The following is a 15,888-nucleotide window of genomic DNA, read 5'->3' as shown; positions in this document are numbered from 1 at the left end:
CCCTCATCCTCGCCCCGGCGCCAGGCCGCCAGGCTCAGCGCCGCCGTGAGATCAGTGATCTTAGCCACCTCGGCGTTGACACATTCGAAATTCAGTTCAACCTACCGTACGGCACGGCCGCAGTGGCAGACTACGCTCCGTGGATGACCCGATACTGGAGTTGCGCCGGTGGCTGAGAGCTCTGACACCTGACGAGGCGCGACAGCTTGCCGAGTTACAGCAGATTCGGCGTATGGCCCAGCTGGCCCAGAACTCGTCGGGCCGGCGGGCGGCCTCGAGCATACAGGCGTGGGCGGCGCGCACGACGCCACGGGAGCTGAAGTCCCTGGCCGAGTTCGCTGTCGGTTGGGCACGCGACACCCTCGCAGCCGACGGCTGGCCGGTCGAGGTCATCGGGGATCCGAACCGCAATCAGCTTGTCGACATGCTGGCGGCACTGGATCCGGCTCTTGCGATACCGGCCCTGCTCGGACTCGTCGCCGGAACCTTCCCCGCATCGGCTCTCGCCGCTGCAGAGGCTGACGAACTCTTGGTGATCGCCCGTTCCCCGAGGCGCAGCCAGCGAAGTGAGACATCGAGCGCAGATCTCGTCGATACTTTCGAACCCGACAACGAGGACGAACTACAGGCCGGCGAACTCCTCGCGGACGCTCGGCAGGCCGGTGCGACGCTCAGTGATGCAGCCGTCAGCGGCTTAGATTTCGCTGAGGCTCTGGCCGCATTCGAAGAGACTCGCGAGCTTTTCCGCGAGCACCTAGCCACTATGGGGATTACGTGGAACGCCGCCGACGGGTTCGACGCCGCCGAACACCGCGTCGCCGAACACGTCGAATCCCGCAGAGCGCAGCGGATTGAGGGGGCCGCCCGGGCCCAACTGGTGAAGCGCCAGGACCAGCTGTCCCAGGCGCTCAACAGCGACGTCACACCGGAAGTCCGCACCGTGCTCGAGACTGAGCTCAGCAGAATCCGGGAGCAGTTGAGCGGTCTCACCACCGCTCCTGTGGCCGGCGACGGAGCGGTGGCCTCAAGCCAAGATCTCGACCGGCGAAGCGTCGATGGCTCGACGGCGTGCGACGTCCCGGCTCCCATCGCCGAGCCCGGTCAATCGCAGCAGCAAGCGTCTCGCTCCGAACTGGACCGGCCCGCGACAACGGGCGCGCAGGCGCCGGGGCGGGGGCCTCTGGTCAATGATGCCGAATCAGCTGCCGTTCCCGCGCCGCCGCTAGACGATCAGCCAGCGTCCAGTCTGGCGGTCGGTGCGGAAAAGGTCAGTCCTCAACCGATTGACGAAGCCCTGGCTGACTTCATCCAGGGGGGCCGCTTCGACGAAGCATGGCACTTGACGGTCGCTTCCCACGGATACGGCCCGCAGGCTGAGGCCTTCGCTTACGCGGCTGCCGCCTTCCGCTGCAGGTCGGTGGAACAGGCGGAGACCGTCGCCGTCACCTTCGACGGGAGGTGGCAGGCCGAGCGGTTCCGTGGCGATCCGATCGCCGACGCCGTTGTTACGGTCGCGGCGATCCGGCTCGGCAGCGCCATCGCATGGCCGCCCGCGCCGCTCGTGGGAAGATCCGCCGCCGGGGGCGAGGCATCAGCCCCCGGCGACGCGGAGTCCACCTGGTGGGCACTGGCGGACGCGGCGGCATCGGTGGTTCGACACCGCGGCAGTCTCCCCAGCGGCGAGCCCGGCGTCGACGAGGCTGCCGGACGACGATCCGTGCTGGCCGAACAAGCTCGGACGCTGATGGAGCAGTTGCCCAAGCGGCGAGTCAAGTACAACCGGGCGACAATGGTCCTGCGCCACTTGATGCGCGGAGTGATCGAGGAGACCCTGACCGCCGTGCGGGAGTGGGCGGAAGGGCGGGCGACATCTGACGATCTTCGGACGCGAACCGAATACTGGCGATCCACGTCGCCCGATGACCTCATCGACAAGGCCGATCACGAGCTCTCGGTACTGGTAAGAGACCCCATCGAGGCCGGTGCGCGGCAGCGCCTGCGTCAGCACCTTCAGGAAGTGGGGACCACGGTAGCTACTGCGCTCGCCCTGGCCGACGCGGTCATGCCGGAGACGGCCGGTCAGCACGAGGGTGGGCTCCGCAGGGTGTTGAATGCGCTGGCGTCCCACAATCCCCCGGCCGGTGCCGAGTTCGCGGCTTTCGGGTTCCTTCGCGATTGGCTCTCTGGGAAGCACCGGGCACACGGGAGCGGCGAGATCTCCCTCGATGATCCGCTTCGACCGGATCCGACACCGCTCCTGGCTGCCCCGGCGCTATGGAGGCACGGCGAGGGGCCCAACCTCGATGATGCGATCGCGATTGCCAATCTGATCAGCAGGCGCCCGCTGGACGGGCTGCTCGCGTCCTACGAACAGCGGGGTGACGTCGGACTGGCCCGACGGTTGCTGGCCGAGGCCCTGCGTGGCACAACGCCCGCGGTCGAGATTCCCACACGGTCCGAGGCGGAGGCCCTAGAGCGTCGAGTCACCGCCACAGAGCAGCGCTACAACATGCAACGACGCGCCGAGTATCGGACCGTCACAGACCTCTCTGCGCGCCTTCTGGCCATGAACCTGAATGGAACCGACGGTGCGAGCTCGGGAAAGACGGCGGACGAGGCCGACTTCCGCGGTCGGTTGCAGGCTCTGGTCGAGCCGCCGGCAGACGGCGCTTATGGCAGGGTGCTGGGCGAGCTCAAGGAGATCGGCGACCAGCTGCGCTCGATGACCGAGCGTGTCACCGACGGTATGCGGCGCGACCTCGAGGCCCGTACCCAGCTCTCGGACGAGGACAAGAGCCGTATAGCAGAGCTGCTGGATAAGGGAGACGTCGTCGCTGCCCGTGAGCTGATGACGATCCTCGAGACCGAGGGCCTACTCCCGCAGCCGACGCCGTCTGGCGCCAGCAGCGGCCTCGCAGAGTTCGTCTCGCTCCTAGCGAAGGCGGAATCAGAGGTGAAGCCTCAACGTTCGACGGTGGGCGCGCGTTGGTTCGCGGAGCAGGCGGCCTCCCGCAATCGCTTCGACGATGCGGTGAACGCTTCGCTCGAGGGCTGGGACCGTCTCCCGAACGGTTTGGGAGTATGGCAGCGGGATCTTCCGGGGATCCTGCGGATACTGGGGCTCGACTGTCGCAGCTCCCAGATCACGGTCGAGTCACGCGGAGGAGAACGGCTCCCCGTGGGCGTCCTGCGGCTGCGGGCTCGACTCCAGCCGCCTCGCGACGGATATTTGGCGGCGTTCGGATCACAGGCGCCGACACACTTCACGCTCTACCTTGTCACCAACCCGACGGTGGCCGAGCGACCGCTGAAGATCGTCAAGGACTGGCCCGAGAGCGGACCCGTCATCATCCTGTGCCCCCGACCGGTTTGGTCCGAAGCCCGGAACGAACTGCTGGCGGAAACGCGGCGTGCGGCCGCCGAGGTGCTTCTCATCGATTCCGCGGTCTTCGGATGGGTCGCCGCACGTGGTCCGCAGTCGTTCCGCGCCATGCAGCACGTGACACTGCCCTGGACCGGACTCAATCCCTACACCCCGTTCGCGGCCGGGCGGGTGCCGCCCGAAGTTTTCCACGGCCGGACCGCCGAGATGCGGGACATCGCGAGCCCGTATGGGCCGATGTTCGTGTACGGGGGACGGCAGTTGGGCAAGTCCGCCCTGTTGCGGAGGGTGGCAGAGGAGTTCGGCAATGGCGGCAACCATATCGCCGTATACGTCGATCTCAAATCCAAGGGAATAGGTGAGGAGGAACCCGCCGAACGAGTGTGGCGAGTCCTCGCCGACCAACTCCATCAGCACGGAGTCGTGAGCTCCGACCGGACGGGTGAGAACGCCACGCCGACCACTGTCGCCACCGCGATCCAGCGGTGGCTGCGGACCGATCCCGACCGGCGCATCCTCTTCCTGGCAGACGAGGCAGACGCGTTCCTCACAGCGGACCACCGAGAGACAGTGCCGTTCCGGACGTTCACCTCCTTGCTAGGCCTCATCAATGAGACGGACGGCCGGTTCAAGGCCGTGTTCGCCGGCCTCCACCAGGTACAGCGATTCATCAAGACCGTTCCCAACGTGTCGCTAGCCCACGGCGGCGCGCCGATCTGCATCGGCCCCCTCGACGCGGCATCAGCGCGGCGGCTGATCGTCGATCCTCTGGCCGCCGTCGGCTATGTCTTCGGCGACGACGCGGACCGCCTCGTGTGGCGAATCTTCGCTCACACCAACGGCCAAGCCTGCCTGCTGCAGATCTTTTGCGACGCCCTTGTCCGGCGATTGGCCACCCGCGAGTCCAGTAGCGGCCTGCCGAGCCTGATCCGCGAGGAGGATGTGGAACTCGCCGCCCAGCAGGTACGACCAGTACTGGCCGAACGACTGCGCTTCACCATAAACCTGCAGGACCGCTATCGACTGCTGATGCTGATCCTTGCACTCAAGAGCGTCGATGACGGCTACTCCCGCGGATACGGGACGACCGAGCTGCTAGACGAGGCACGGGTCTGGTGGCCGGACGGCTTCGGTCCCGCAACGCCCGACGAGGTTGATGTGACTCTCGGAGAGATGGTTGGGCTGGGCGTCGTGGTCCGTCGCGGTGAACACCGGTACGCGGTGCGCAGCCCGAATCTCGTCGCGATGCTCGGCAGCCGCGAGAGCCTGGAGGCCGAACTCGAGGCCGAGTCCTTCGACTCGCCGTATGAGTACGACCCGGACCTCGCCCGTCGCACGCTTCAACTGCACGGGCCCATACGACAGGTCAGCCCGCTGACAGAACGCCAGCTTCGCGAGGCTCTCAGCCCGGGCGTCCGCCAGCTCGTGGTGACCGATGCGCTCGGCGGAGACCGGATCCGCGACGCGTTGGAGTCCTATGCGCAAACCGCGAACCTCGACATCGACTGGGCCGACGCCGAGCGTCTCGCGGTCAGGATCGCTGAGATCCGCCGGCGTGGCCGCCGCTCTGTCGTGGTTGTCGACGCGCGGGGCGTGGACCTCACAGTGCTGGCCGACTCCGTCGAGCTGGCGGAGCGGGAAAAGAGTCCTGCCGTCACCAGTCAAGCGGCGATGAAGACCGAATCGCGCAGCGAACGCTCTGTGCTGTTCATCGTGAGCCCCTCGCAGTCCGCTGCCGACTGCCTGCTTCAGACCCCGAGGATCCGGCCTGCTCGGTGGAGCACCGAGAATCTGAAGTCCTGGCCCGACTGCCCGGCCACTAATGCAGAGTCGAGAGCCGCGCTCATCCAGGCCTCCGGTGGCTGGTTCGATCAGGTCGAGAGCATCATCGCCAAGACCGAGGACGGGATTCCCCTGAACGATGTCCAGCAGGACTGGCTCGAGGCGATGTCGGACGCGCGCCAGGCGAAGAGTCACCTCCGTCGCGCAGGAGTCGGAGCACGGGCGCTGGAGTCCCTTCGGACCTGGGTGGACTGTATTGATGGAGCAGAATCGGAGCCGGAACTGGTTGCACTCCTCGATGACGACGGTTGCGGAGAGGCGAGGCTGCGCGAGCTGGACGAACTCGGCATTCTGGACCGTGGACCGGATGGGACCGCACTGGACCCAGCGACGCTGCGAGCAGTTCTTATCGTGGGATCGACAGCGTGACGACTGCCGTGCCCGGGTTGGCTGCTCTACCAGGGCCTGCGGCGCACCTGCGCAGGCTCGTCGAGCTCACAGCCGGCGGACGCAGCTGTCTTTGGTTGCTGCCGGATCCGGTCGTGGCGTGTGGTGACGGCGACGTGTTGTCAGCGGCCGTCGAGCGTTCGCTGACCGTCGGCCGGATCGCTGCGCGCACAGTGCAGCCGGGCAGCCAGACGACAGGGCCGCTCAAGCGGGACGGACCAGACCCGTTGCGAGGCCAGGCCAAGTCGAGAGTGGCACTGTCCGGCGACGGCCCCGCTCTGTATGCCGGATTGCGGCCTGCCGGCTTTACCGTCGCCGACCTCGTTGGCCCCCACGCGAGGTCGATCGGAGAGTCGATCGCGGAATGGAGTGGGCTACGGCTGACACAGAGGATCTTGCCTGACGGCGGTGCTTCCGAGCCGGATGCCGACGACCCCTTCGAGTCAATCGCGAGCAGACGCGAAGTGGTGATTGTTCGGGCTTGGCTCGAGCCGTCACCCTTGGAGATCGCTGCCTTTGCCCGAAGGTTACCCGCACTTGCCCGGGTCAAGTCGGCTGGCTCCCCGGCCGATGCAGGCCGCTACCTCATCGCCTCGCGGATCGGAGATCTCCCGGCTGGCCTGATCTCGGAACTCGACCGCGGGCCCGATGTCGACGTCTTGTGGTGGTGGGGCGTCGTGGGGCGGGACGACACGGGGACCCTGGTCGGTACACAAACGGTCACGCCCGCCAGTCAAGAAGGGTTCGGTCGCATCCACGAGGCCGTCAGGAAGGAGGCGATCGTCGAATTGGCAGGTCCGGACCTGTCATTGGCGATGGACCTGGCTGCCGCCTGGAACGGTTGGCGCGACTGCCTCGAGAGCGTGCTCGCCGACGCGGCTCCCCACGTGAACCGCTCACAGCGAATACCGGGCGGCGGAGGTTCGCGGGCAAGCGGGGTGTTTTCGGGCTCAAGGCCGCCAGCACACATCCTCGCCGCGTGGGAAAGCGGCATGGTCGACGCTGGGGAGGACGGGCGTGAACGGGCGCTTCTGCGTGGTGAGATCGGCAGCGGAGACCTAGCAGCTGCAATCAACTGCCGACTGTGGCCGGCGCAGCTCAGGGTTCTCTACCCCGCCATCGAAGCCAAAAGGAACGCTCTTGCCGCGGGAATGGTCGAGGCAGGAGCGCCGAGTGAGACTTCGGTTCTGGAGCTGGGAGAACTTCGCCGACGAGCGGCCGACGGCCGCCTTTGGTTGTCGCCTCGAGAACAACGACGGCTGTCGGTGCTGTTGGCATGCCGCAATGCCCTGGCACATCGGCAAGCATTGTCAGATGCGGCTTTGAGGCGGTGCTATGCGGCCTTGGTGTGACAAGTCGAGTTGGCCCGGATTAGCGGCGAGACACCTTCTTCAGATGAGCCGACGATTACCTATGCTCTGCGATGAGGTACTGTTATCGATTCTGCTCAAGCCGGAGTCATAGCATGGGCGGGTTTGCCAATATACCGGGATATCCGTTTCGCCAGCACACGAACTCGCGAGTGTGCCATACGGGGCTCTTCGAACTTGAGGTGACCCCCGGGACATCGACACCGGGTTTCATGCAGCTATGGACATCAAGGCAGCAGCTGGGTCAGCATTCGTATCGTTGGGCCGGTGGCGCTGCTCGTAGTCGACGGGCGAGAACATCCCGGCTCGAGGGTGTCTGCGCTTGTGGTTGTAGAACGCAATCCAGCGGAACGTCTCCCGGCGCGCCTCGGCCTCGTCGGCGAAGCGTCCGGACTCGAGCATGGTGACGGTCTCCCTCTTGTAAGCTGCGAAGAACGTCTCCGCGGCGGCGTTATCAAAACACGAACCTACTCGCCCCATGGACCTTGTATACCCTGATTTGCGCAGTAGTCAGCGACCAGGCGCGAGTGTATTCCGAACCGCGATCCGAGTGGAACGTCACCCCGCGGGCGGCGACCGCGGCGGCCAGCGCTTCGCGCACAAGCTCGGCCCGGTGGCGATCCGCAATCGACCAGCCGATCAGGCGCCAGGAGAACAGATCGATCACCGTGGCCATACACATGAACCCGGACTCGCCAGCCGGGATATAAGTGATGTCCCCGCACCGCTAGGCACCGGGCGCGTCCGCTTCGAAGTCGCGCGCGAGCAGGTCCGGGGCGGGCGCGGCGGACTTGTCCTGCTTGGTCAGGCCTCTGCGCCGACGCTGATGGCGCCCGATCCCGGCCTCGCGCATCAACCGGGCGACCTTCTTGTGGTTGACCGGGCCCGCTCCCTCTCCCGCGCGCGCTTCGGCGAGGTCGAGTGCGACCCGTTTGGCGCCGTAGGTGCAGCGCGAGTGCCGGTAGATCTCGCGGATCAGGGCAGGCCAGCTCGGCGTCCTCGACCGCTTTCGCGGTGCGTGCCGGTTCGCCGGCGCGCCACGTGCAGTAGGAGCCGCGCTTGACGTTGACCGCGGCGCACAGGCGGGCTACGGCATGCCGCTGATCGTCCGGAAGGCCGGACGAGGAGTGCGCGGAGACGAACCGGTAGCGACGGTTCAGCGATTCATCTCCCTGACAAAAAACTGGGTGGCCTTGCGGAGGATCTCCTTCTCCTCCTCGAGAACCTTCACCCTGCGACGTAGCGCCTTGAGCTCCTCGCGCTCGGCCGCGGTGAGCCTGCCGGCCGCCTCCGAGGCCTTCCCGGCCTCAGCGCGCCGGACCCAGGAGCGCAGCGTCTCCCGGTTCAACCCCGGCTCCAGAGCCACCTCGTTGATCGAACGGGGCGGGTTAGACTCCACCACCAGTCGCACCGCGCCAGCGCGGAACTCCTCGGAGTAGGGAGACGGCCTTCCCATGACGTTGCACCTCTTCCTCACGGATCTCACAAGATCCAAGTATCAAGGTGGCTGTAGTCTCGCGGTCACCCCAGCACGGCCATGGTTCGCCCTGACCGTCAGGCGACGGGTTATCGAGAAGGCTGTCGGCGTGGCGTGCGAACTGCCGTTGAACGAGCGTGGTCACGGACAGCAGCGTCGCGCCAATGCTGAGCCAGCCGGCGACATTGCGGGCCCGCAACTCGTCGATGAACGTGGCGAGCGGGGAGGGGACCATTGCCGGCTTCGGCGCTGACGCTCGACCCACGCGTCCTCTGGCGTGGAACCACGCATCCATCGCATCCGTGCGAGCGCTCACGATGGATGGCACCTGCGCACGGTAGCGTCGCAGTTCGGCGGTGGTCGGCTCGGGCATGAACGGAAACGCGCTGCGTACCTTTGCCGGGTCAGGCTCAGCCCACAGGCCCGACTCGAAGAAGTAAAGGAACAGATCCAGTTCGTCGGGCGCCCTGAACATCACAATGGCGTCAGGGTTGCGGCGCCGGCGAAGGTAGAGCAAGAACTCGGCCGGTCGATCGACGAGCTCGCTGATAAGCTCGAAGTCGTGTAGGGATACCGTCCACGGGATGTTGTCGAGGCCGAGCAGGCCGGCCCGCAGCAGTTCCGCTGTGGCGGTCAGAACGGTTGAGAGGTCGTCCAGGCTGACAGCGACGGTGTGGATCTCCCGGATGTGCCTGAGGTCGACCCATCCCTCCTCCTCGATGCGCAGCCCTCCGTCGTGCTCGATCCGGTCTCGCATACGGCGGCCCTGGTCCGCTGCCTTCGTGATGAGGCCCGTCAGGTCATTGCGGATGCGCGTTGCCTTGCCCTCCTTGGAGGACACGCTGAGCGCAACCGCCTTGTCTTCGACGATGACAGCCACGTCATCGAGGATGACGAGATGGTCACCTTCGACGCGTTTGGTGTACTTCGCCGGATCACTGCCCCGCGCTTCTGCCTCGTTCGCTGGCACGAAGTATTCGATCGCGTCGCGGTACCGGGCGCCGGGAAGTACGCGGCCGAGCGCCACCCGTGTGCGGGACTCGAGCAGATCGCCACGATACTTCTGGTACTTGTCCCACGCTGGCGACTTCTTCAGGTGCTCTTCGAGGCTCTCCCGCACAGCAGGCGCGCTCAACGCGGGATGCGGCAGCATGAGGCGCCCATCGTGACCGACGATGAGCGACTGGGGCCTGAACGGATTCCTTCCTGCGCTAAAGGCATCAACAGCCTCCGCCGGCGTAAAACGCTCGTGATCGAGCCGGAACCTCTCGACCACGGCCCTAACCCGCTCCTCCGCGATGCCGGTGCGGGCGATGACCTCTTCCACGGCAACCGTCACTTCATCGGCGGCCAGCTCGAACGCCGAGAAGAAGGCCGACCTGAACACCCCCGACAACTCGCGGTTCGGTTCCCCGTCCCTCATAGACCCCATCGCCTCCGCAGTCGCATCACGCATCACAGAGAGTCGATCGTTATGCCTCACTGTGCGAGCTGTAGAAGTTTGGCAAGTTCGTTCCTCGCCTCCGAGACAAAGTGGCTCATTTCTTCATCCGATACAGGCTCAGGATCAATCTCGCCAGCGACGGCAGCCTCACGTTCAGCCGCGAGGGCAATGAGCGCCAGAAGCTCAACGTGCGCCGCACTCGCCTCGGCCGAGGTAGCCAGTCGTCGTCGAAGCACATCGGCAGAAAGGCCATCCGGGCGACCTCGATGAGTCGGAACACATTGAACCTGCGGACCTTCCGGACGAACTCCGCCACAGCATCATCAACCGCGGCATCGATTGCAGCGACAGGGTCGTCTGCAGCAGCAAGCGCGCCCATGAGTTCCACCAAAGTGGCCCACGTGTCGACGATGACCTGGGCATGCGGATCGAACGACGGCACGACAGGGTCCGCGTGGCGTCTCCACTTGTGCGCTGCTCGCGTCGCTTCGTTCGAGAACCCATGCGCTCAAGCTCACCACGATTCAGAGCCGGACCGCTAGAAGTTTTGCCCACTCGCCGATCGGCGTTCGCGTCGACTGGCACTGGTGAGAAGTCGAGAGGGCGACCGCCTGGTCGGTCCTCGCGGGCCGCACGACGAGATTGTTGGACTGCTGGGTCAGCCCACGTACGGACCGCCCGCACCACTTTCGGGCCGCCAAATTACGGCCCCCGAAACGGAACCCTGCGCTTGAGAGAACTCGCAATTCTCCCCAACCGATTACGCCGAACTGATTGACGTGGAAGAGGATCCGAGACATACTCCAATTAGAGGTTCGGCGTCGCTCTCAGCGCCTGGCTAGTTGCAGATCAGCGACAATCCGCCAGACATTCGGTGGAGTTATAGTATCGATCCCCCCTCGGACACAAGTAGTTACCAGTCCTGGCCAGCAGAAACGGCCGGGGCTGTTCTTATTTCGGGATTCGGTCCCACCATTGAGGTGATCCCGACGACGCTTTTCGGGCGGATCGGGCATCGGGTGGCATCGCGGACCGCGGCGACGTAGAACGCGGGGCCGCTGGTAGAAGGGTTCTGACTAAGAAAGATCCTCTACTGGAACGGCCCCGCGTGTTCTCGTATGCTCTCACGCTCGATGTCGATCGAGAAACCGTCCGATACGTCGCCCGACTGCTCCACGCAGAGCGCCGGCGGCGCGGCACGCGCCGGGGAACGAGGCTGCTGACCCCGTTCAAGCAGGCGCTGTTCGGCCTGGCATGGCTGCGGGACCGGTGCGACGTGGAACGCCTGGGCGCGGGGTTCGGCCTCTCGCGCACCACCGCGTACCGTTATCGCGACGAAGTGCTCGCGGTCATCTCGGACCAGGCCCCCGACCTCCAGGAGGCATTGGAAGCGGCGAAGGCCGCCGGATGTGCCTATCTGATCCTGGACGGCACGCTGATATCGACCGACCGGATGGCCGAGACGAAGGTCTCGAAGAAGGGCCGCGAGATCGACGCGTGGTACTCCGGTAAGAACAGGGAGTTCGGCGGCGTGATTCAGGCGCTGATGGACCCGGCGGGCGAGCCTCTGTGGGTCTCGGACGTGCTTCCGGGCTCCACGCACGACGTGACCGCCGCCCGTGAACTGGTCCTGGCGATCGCCTGGCATTACACCGCCGAGATGCCGATCCTCGCCGATTGCGGGTATGAAGGCGCAGGCTGCGGTGTGCTCACCCCGGTCCCGCACCGCAAGGACGGCCTCCCGCTGCACGTCAACGCCCGCACGTACAACAAGCTGCTCCGTGGTCTGCGCTGCCTCGGCGAGCGCGGCTTCGCGGTCCTGACCGAACGCTGGAAAGCTCTCGAGCACATCACCCTCAGCCCGAGACGAATCACCCAGATCGCTCGTGCCGCCCTCGCCATCACGCGCTTCGAGCGCCGGATAACGAGGTGAAGCTCGCTGGGATCACCTCATTGGCCTCACTCGATCGAGCCGACCGGTCCTCTCGGCAGAATTCCACCTCCTTACGTGATCCTCTTGCGGTGTCGGACGCCGCGTGGCCTTCGTGTCTCTCCTCTCCCGTCGTTTCTCGCCGGTGCTGTGTCGTGGTGGTGCGGATTGGTGTCTGGCGCGTACCTTCGGGACGCGGTCAGACGGTGATGCGGACGAGCAGCTTGCCGCCATCGACCTGGAGGGTCTTGGTGGGGGGATGGTGATGGGTCAAGATGCGCGCAGTGCGGCGCAGTCCGTCGATCACCTCCTGCCGCGTCGGGGTCACGGTCCTGGGCGCGACAGCACGCCCGGGTAGGGCGCGTGCGGGCGTTCCCGCCTTCGCAGTGGTCAGCATCGTCGTGCGGTCGAGAACGAGCCGGTGGTGGAGCAGCGGCATCCGGGCGAGCAGGTGGGATTCGCGGACGTACGCGTTGGGCGCCTTGGCCCCTGAACCGGTGGCGATGGAATGTCCGTGCCGGCAGCGGTAGGCCGCGGCGCCGTTGTTCCAGGCCCCCTCCATTCGCCGGGCGCATTCGCCGCACGGCAGGATCCCGGTGTACCGATTATCGTGGACCTGGTCCGGCCGCGGACTGTGGACGCCTTGGACGGCGACGAAGTCCTCCTCGCTCACGAGAGCCTCGTGCGCGATGGGAATGGAGATCACCCACTGGTCCGGGGCGTTGCGGCGCACGTGCTCGGCGAAGCCGAGGGCCAGGTTGTCCTCGTCCACGAGCTCGTGCTCGGCATAGGTGCGCTTCCACACCGCGTGCCCGGTGTATACGGGGTTCGCCAGGATCGCCTGCACCGTCGGGATCTGCCAGGCCACCCCGGCCCGGTGCGGGTTGCGCCGCGGGTCGGCGCCGAGGTGCACGGGATTCCGCCGTCGTTCAGAGCCCGCACGATCCGGGCCAGGGTGTGCTCGCCCAGGCGCATCTGGAAGATCCAGACGACCACGGGCGCGGTCTCGGGGTTCGGCTCGAGGCACAGCAGCTGCCGGCCCCAAGCCGCGTGCTGGCGCTTCGGGTGCGGCCCGATGGCGACGAGGCGACAGCCGTAGGCGGGCCGGCCCCCGACGTACCGGCCGTAGTCGCGCACCAGCGCGGTCATCGCCCCGGCCGTGCGGGCCCTTGCGCGGATGATCTCGCGCTTGGCCAGGATCCCGAGCAACGCCACCAGTTCGTCGTGCCCGGAGGTGACCGGGCCGCCGACCTCCGGCATCCACAGCGCCACGCCGTGCTTCTCCAGCAGCGGCAGGATCAGCGAGGCCTGGTTACCGTAGAACGCACGCTCATAGGACCCGATCACGATCGCGTCGAACCCCCGGTTCGGATCCTTGACCACCTCAATCAGCCGCGCGGCCTCCGGGCGCAGATGCCAGGCCAGGGTCCGAGACCGGCCGCGGTCGAAGAACTCCTCCGTGATCCGGCCCTCGCCCGTGGTCGTCGCCTCGGCCTGGTCGCGCTGCCAGGCATGCGAGGTCACCAGGTTCTGCCGGTCCTCCGTCGAATACCACCCATAGAACACGAACCTCAACAGCCCCCACCCGACCTCGACCGTCCGCGCCGCGACCGAAGACGCCCGCGCGCGTAACACGTCGACGGTACCCGCCGCGGCCGGCCTAGTCCTAGTCCTAGTCGAAGTCTGGGTCATCACGCGGCTCGCGTAGTTGCGGGAGGTCTACTGGCCGGACGCGTCGATGTCGGTGTCGATGCCGATGCCGATGCCGGTGTCCAGCATCCGCCGCGCGTGCTCGGAGAGCCAGGGTTCCGTCCCAAGATCGCCCGGACCAGCGAGCGCGAGCAGCACCTCAACCGGGCGCAGCGAAAAGCGCGCTGAATGTGCAGGCCGATCCGCTGACTGACGTTCCAGCGACTGTGGCGGGTAGGCGGAGCGTGCGTGGGTGGCCCCGGCGGAGCGGGTGGCGGCGGAGGGCCGGGTGACGGCGGACGTGGAAGAGTCGTGGTGGGCGGACATGTGAGTCCCGATCCGCGGACATGAGAAGTCTAGGTAGGCGGCCGTCTGTAGCCGCGTGGTGACCGTGCGAGTTCCCGCCTTGATCCGTTAGCGAAGAGACCTCTCCGGTGGGTTTTGCTGATGTTTGCACGCATTAGCTCAACCGCACCGAAGAGGTCCCGTGACGAAGTCTGGCAGGGAGATCGTGGAAATACTCAGGGCATACGACCTGACGCAGAACGTGTGGTCGGCCGCGCAGCTCGCGGGCTGCGACCCGAAGACGGTCGCGCGTTATGTCGAGGCACGGGATGCCGGTCGCAGTCCGTACGAGCGCGGGCGGCGGCCGCGGGCCATCGACCCGTTCCTGGACAAGATCGAGGCGTGGGTGGAGGAGTCGGCCGGGAAGATCCGCGCCGACGTGGTGCACCGTAAGCTTGCGACCATGGGGTTCGCCGGCAACGAGCGCTCCACCAGGCGGGCGGTGGCCGAGGCGAAGGCCGCCTGGAAGGCCGGGCGGCGGCGCACCTACCGGCCGTGGGTCCCGGAGCCCGGGCTCTGGCTGCAGGTGGACTGGGGCAAGGGGCCTGAGATCCGTGGCCGTAAGACCTGGCTGTTCTGCGCCTGGCTGGCCTGGTCGCGGTTCCGGGTGGTGATCCCGGTGTGGGACTCCACCGTCGGCACGCTGGCGTCGAACCTCGATACGGTGTTCCGCGCGATCGGCGGGGTCCCGACGTACGTGCTCTCGGACAACGCCAAGACCATCACGCTCGAGCACGTCGCCGGGGTTCCGGTGCGCCATCCGCAGATGGTTGATCTCGGCCGGCACTACGGCTGCTCCGTGGAGTCCTGTGTCCCCTTCGACCCGGAGACCAAGGGCGGTGTCGAGGCCACCGTGAAGATCGCGAAGTGGGACCTGGTGCCCACGAGCGCGAACCTGCTGGGCGGCTACGACTCCTTCGACCACCTGGCCGAGGCGTGCGCAGAGTTCTGCGAGAAGGTCAACAACCGGGTGCACCGGGAGACCGGCAAGACCCCGACGGCCAGGTTGGAGATCGAACGCGGCACGCTGCACCGGGTCCCGCACGCCCCGTTCGCCCTCGCCGCCGGAGAGCAGCGCCTGGTCGACGAGGGGCAGACGATCCGCTTCGGATCGGTGCGCTACTCCACCCCGCCCGGGCACGTGGGCACCTACGTCTACTGCCGGGTCGTGGGCGAGGAACTGGTCATCACCGCGGACACCGCGGCCGGCCTGACGGAGATCGCCCGGCACCGCACCTCGACCCCGGGCAACCCGCGCATCAACGATGCGCACTACCCGAACCACCCCGGCGGCCGGTCGGTCACCGCTCCCAGGCCGAGGCCGCGCACTCCGGCGGAGATCGCGTTCCTGCAGATCGGGCCGGGCGCCGAACGGTGGCTGACCGACGCCGCGGCCAGCGGTGCCTCCCGCATCCGCGCCAAGATGGGCCACGCCCTCGAACTGGCCGCGCTGCTGGGCATCGACGTGATCGACACCGCCCTGGACATGGCGGCCGAAGCCGGGCGCTTCTCCGACGGCGACCTGGCCTCCATCGCCGACCACGTCGCCGCCCTCGGCACCCTCGGCGAGGTCACCCGCGCCGACGAAGCCCACTCCGTGCAACCGGGCACCTCCGGCTGGGACGCCTACGGCCGATGACCACGAACCCGCACCTGGTCCCGCTCGGGCGCGAGGACGCGGTGTTCATCCGCGACGTCCTCGACCTGACCAGCAAGTACCTGCGCAACCGGTGGCGCGACCCTGCGCTCGCACCCGGCATCGCCCTGGCCGCCGCCGACGGCGCCCGCGCCCTGACCCGCCACCTCGATGAGAAGAAAGACCACTGATGGCCACCCCCTCAGCCCCGCCGATCCCCGACGAACTCGACCGGCTGCTGCGCCGCATGCGCCTGCCCTACCTGCGCAAAGCCGCACCCGACGTGCTCGCCACCGCCCGCGCCCAACGCTGGGACCCCGCCGAGGTACTCAAAGTCCTGATCACCGAGGAGGTCGTCGGACGCGACGCCGCCACCCGGCGGCTCC

Annotated in this window: 13 protein-coding genes and 1 pseudogene; 6 read left to right on the top strand and 8 right to left on the bottom strand. The window is 66.9% G+C overall.

Annotation, left to right across the window (positions count from 1 at the left end; translation table 11 throughout):
- Positions 1–139 precede the first annotated feature (139 nt).
- Positions 140–5,593 carry a hypothetical protein gene (locus tag KDL01_RS18110; RefSeq protein ID WP_212529688.1) on the top strand — a complete coding sequence of 1,818 codons (5,454 nt, stop codon included), beginning with the start codon at positions 140–142 and terminating at the stop codon, positions 5,591–5,593.
- Positions 5,590–6,963 carry a hypothetical protein gene (locus KDL01_RS18105; RefSeq protein WP_212529687.1) on the top strand — a complete coding sequence of 458 codons (1,374 nt, stop codon included), beginning with the start codon at positions 5,590–5,592 and terminating at the stop codon, positions 6,961–6,963. The genes KDL01_RS18110 and KDL01_RS18105 overlap by 4 nt, the downstream gene beginning before the upstream one ends.
- A gap of 228 nt (positions 6,964–7,191) precedes the next feature.
- Here the strand turns inward: KDL01_RS18105 and KDL01_RS18100 are convergent, their stop codons facing one another.
- From KDL01_RS18100 to KDL01_RS18075, 6 genes are all read right to left on the bottom strand, one after another.
- Complete coding sequence (locus KDL01_RS18100; RefSeq protein ID WP_212529686.1) at positions 7,192–7,461, bottom strand: integrase core domain-containing protein; 270 nt, start codon at positions 7,459–7,461, stop codon at positions 7,192–7,194.
- Complete coding sequence (locus KDL01_RS18095) at positions 7,436–7,696, bottom strand: DDE-type integrase/transposase/recombinase (RefSeq protein ID WP_307846394.1); 261 nt, start codon at positions 7,694–7,696, stop codon at positions 7,436–7,438. Before KDL01_RS18095 ends, KDL01_RS18100 begins: the two co-directional genes overlap by 26 nt.
- A gap of 12 nt (positions 7,697–7,708) precedes the next feature.
- Positions 7,709–7,948 carry an IS3 family transposase gene (locus KDL01_RS44635; RefSeq protein WP_368861595.1) on the bottom strand — a complete coding sequence of 80 codons (240 nt, stop codon included), beginning with the start codon at positions 7,946–7,948 and terminating at the stop codon, positions 7,709–7,711.
- 189 nt (positions 7,949–8,137) lie between these two features.
- Positions 8,138–8,437 (bottom strand): transposase, encoded by a 300-nt coding sequence (locus tag KDL01_RS18085; RefSeq protein ID WP_212529685.1) that lies wholly within the window; start codon positions 8,435–8,437, stop codon positions 8,138–8,140.
- The gene (locus tag KDL01_RS18080) at positions 8,370–9,914 is read right to left on the bottom strand and encodes a hypothetical protein (protein ID WP_212529684.1); all 1,545 of its coding nucleotides are present in this window, start codon (positions 9,912–9,914) and stop codon (positions 8,370–8,372) included. Before KDL01_RS18080 ends, KDL01_RS18085 begins: the two co-directional genes overlap by 68 nt.
- 82 nt (positions 9,915–9,996) lie before the next feature.
- The gene (locus KDL01_RS18075) at positions 9,997–10,344 is read right to left on the bottom strand and encodes a hypothetical protein (RefSeq protein WP_212529683.1); all 348 of its coding nucleotides are present in this window, start codon (positions 10,342–10,344) and stop codon (positions 9,997–9,999) included.
- A gap of 666 nt (positions 10,345–11,010) precedes the next feature.
- Here KDL01_RS18075 and KDL01_RS43475 point away from each other — a divergent pair.
- Complete coding sequence (locus KDL01_RS43475) at positions 11,011–11,835, top strand: transposase family protein (protein ID WP_212529682.1); 825 nt, start codon at positions 11,011–11,013, stop codon at positions 11,833–11,835.
- A gap of 196 nt (positions 11,836–12,031) precedes the next feature.
- Here the strand turns inward: KDL01_RS43475 and KDL01_RS18065 are convergent, their stop codons facing one another.
- Positions 12,032–12,679: a recombinase family protein gene (locus tag KDL01_RS18065; RefSeq protein ID WP_212529681.1), complete on the bottom strand. Its 648-nt coding sequence runs from the start codon at positions 12,677–12,679 to the stop codon at positions 12,032–12,034.
- A gap of 872 nt (positions 12,680–13,551) precedes the next feature.
- Positions 13,552–13,680, bottom strand: a complete 129-nt coding sequence (locus KDL01_RS44625; protein ID WP_281415480.1) for a hypothetical protein — start codon at positions 13,678–13,680, stop codon at positions 13,552–13,554.
- Positions 13,681–14,008: 328 nt separating this feature from the next.
- Between KDL01_RS44625 and istA the strand changes: the two genes are divergently transcribed.
- The 3 genes and pseudogenes from istA to KDL01_RS18050 all read left to right on the top strand — a co-directional run.
- Positions 14,009–15,505, top strand: coding sequence for an IS21 family transposase (gene istA / locus KDL01_RS18060; protein WP_212529680.1), 1,497 nt, complete (start codon positions 14,009–14,011; stop codon positions 15,503–15,505).
- The gene (locus KDL01_RS18055) at positions 15,502–15,693 is read left to right on the top strand and encodes a hypothetical protein (protein ID WP_212529679.1); all 192 of its coding nucleotides are present in this window, start codon (positions 15,502–15,504) and stop codon (positions 15,691–15,693) included. Before istA ends, KDL01_RS18055 begins: the two co-directional genes overlap by 4 nt.
- Positions 15,693–15,888 (top strand): annotated as a pseudogene (locus KDL01_RS18050) (IS21-like element helper ATPase IstB); the annotation flags it as partial. The gene KDL01_RS18055 and the pseudogene KDL01_RS18050, both read left to right, overlap by 1 nt.

Origin of the sequence: Actinospica durhamensis, from assembly GCF_018139695.1 — a bacterium.
Taxonomy (GTDB): Bacteria; Actinomycetota; Actinomycetes; order Streptomycetales; family Catenulisporaceae; genus Actinospica; species Actinospica durhamensis.
The sequence above is the reverse complement of the archived record's forward strand: the minus strand, read 5'-3'. Positions and strand labels throughout refer to the sequence as shown.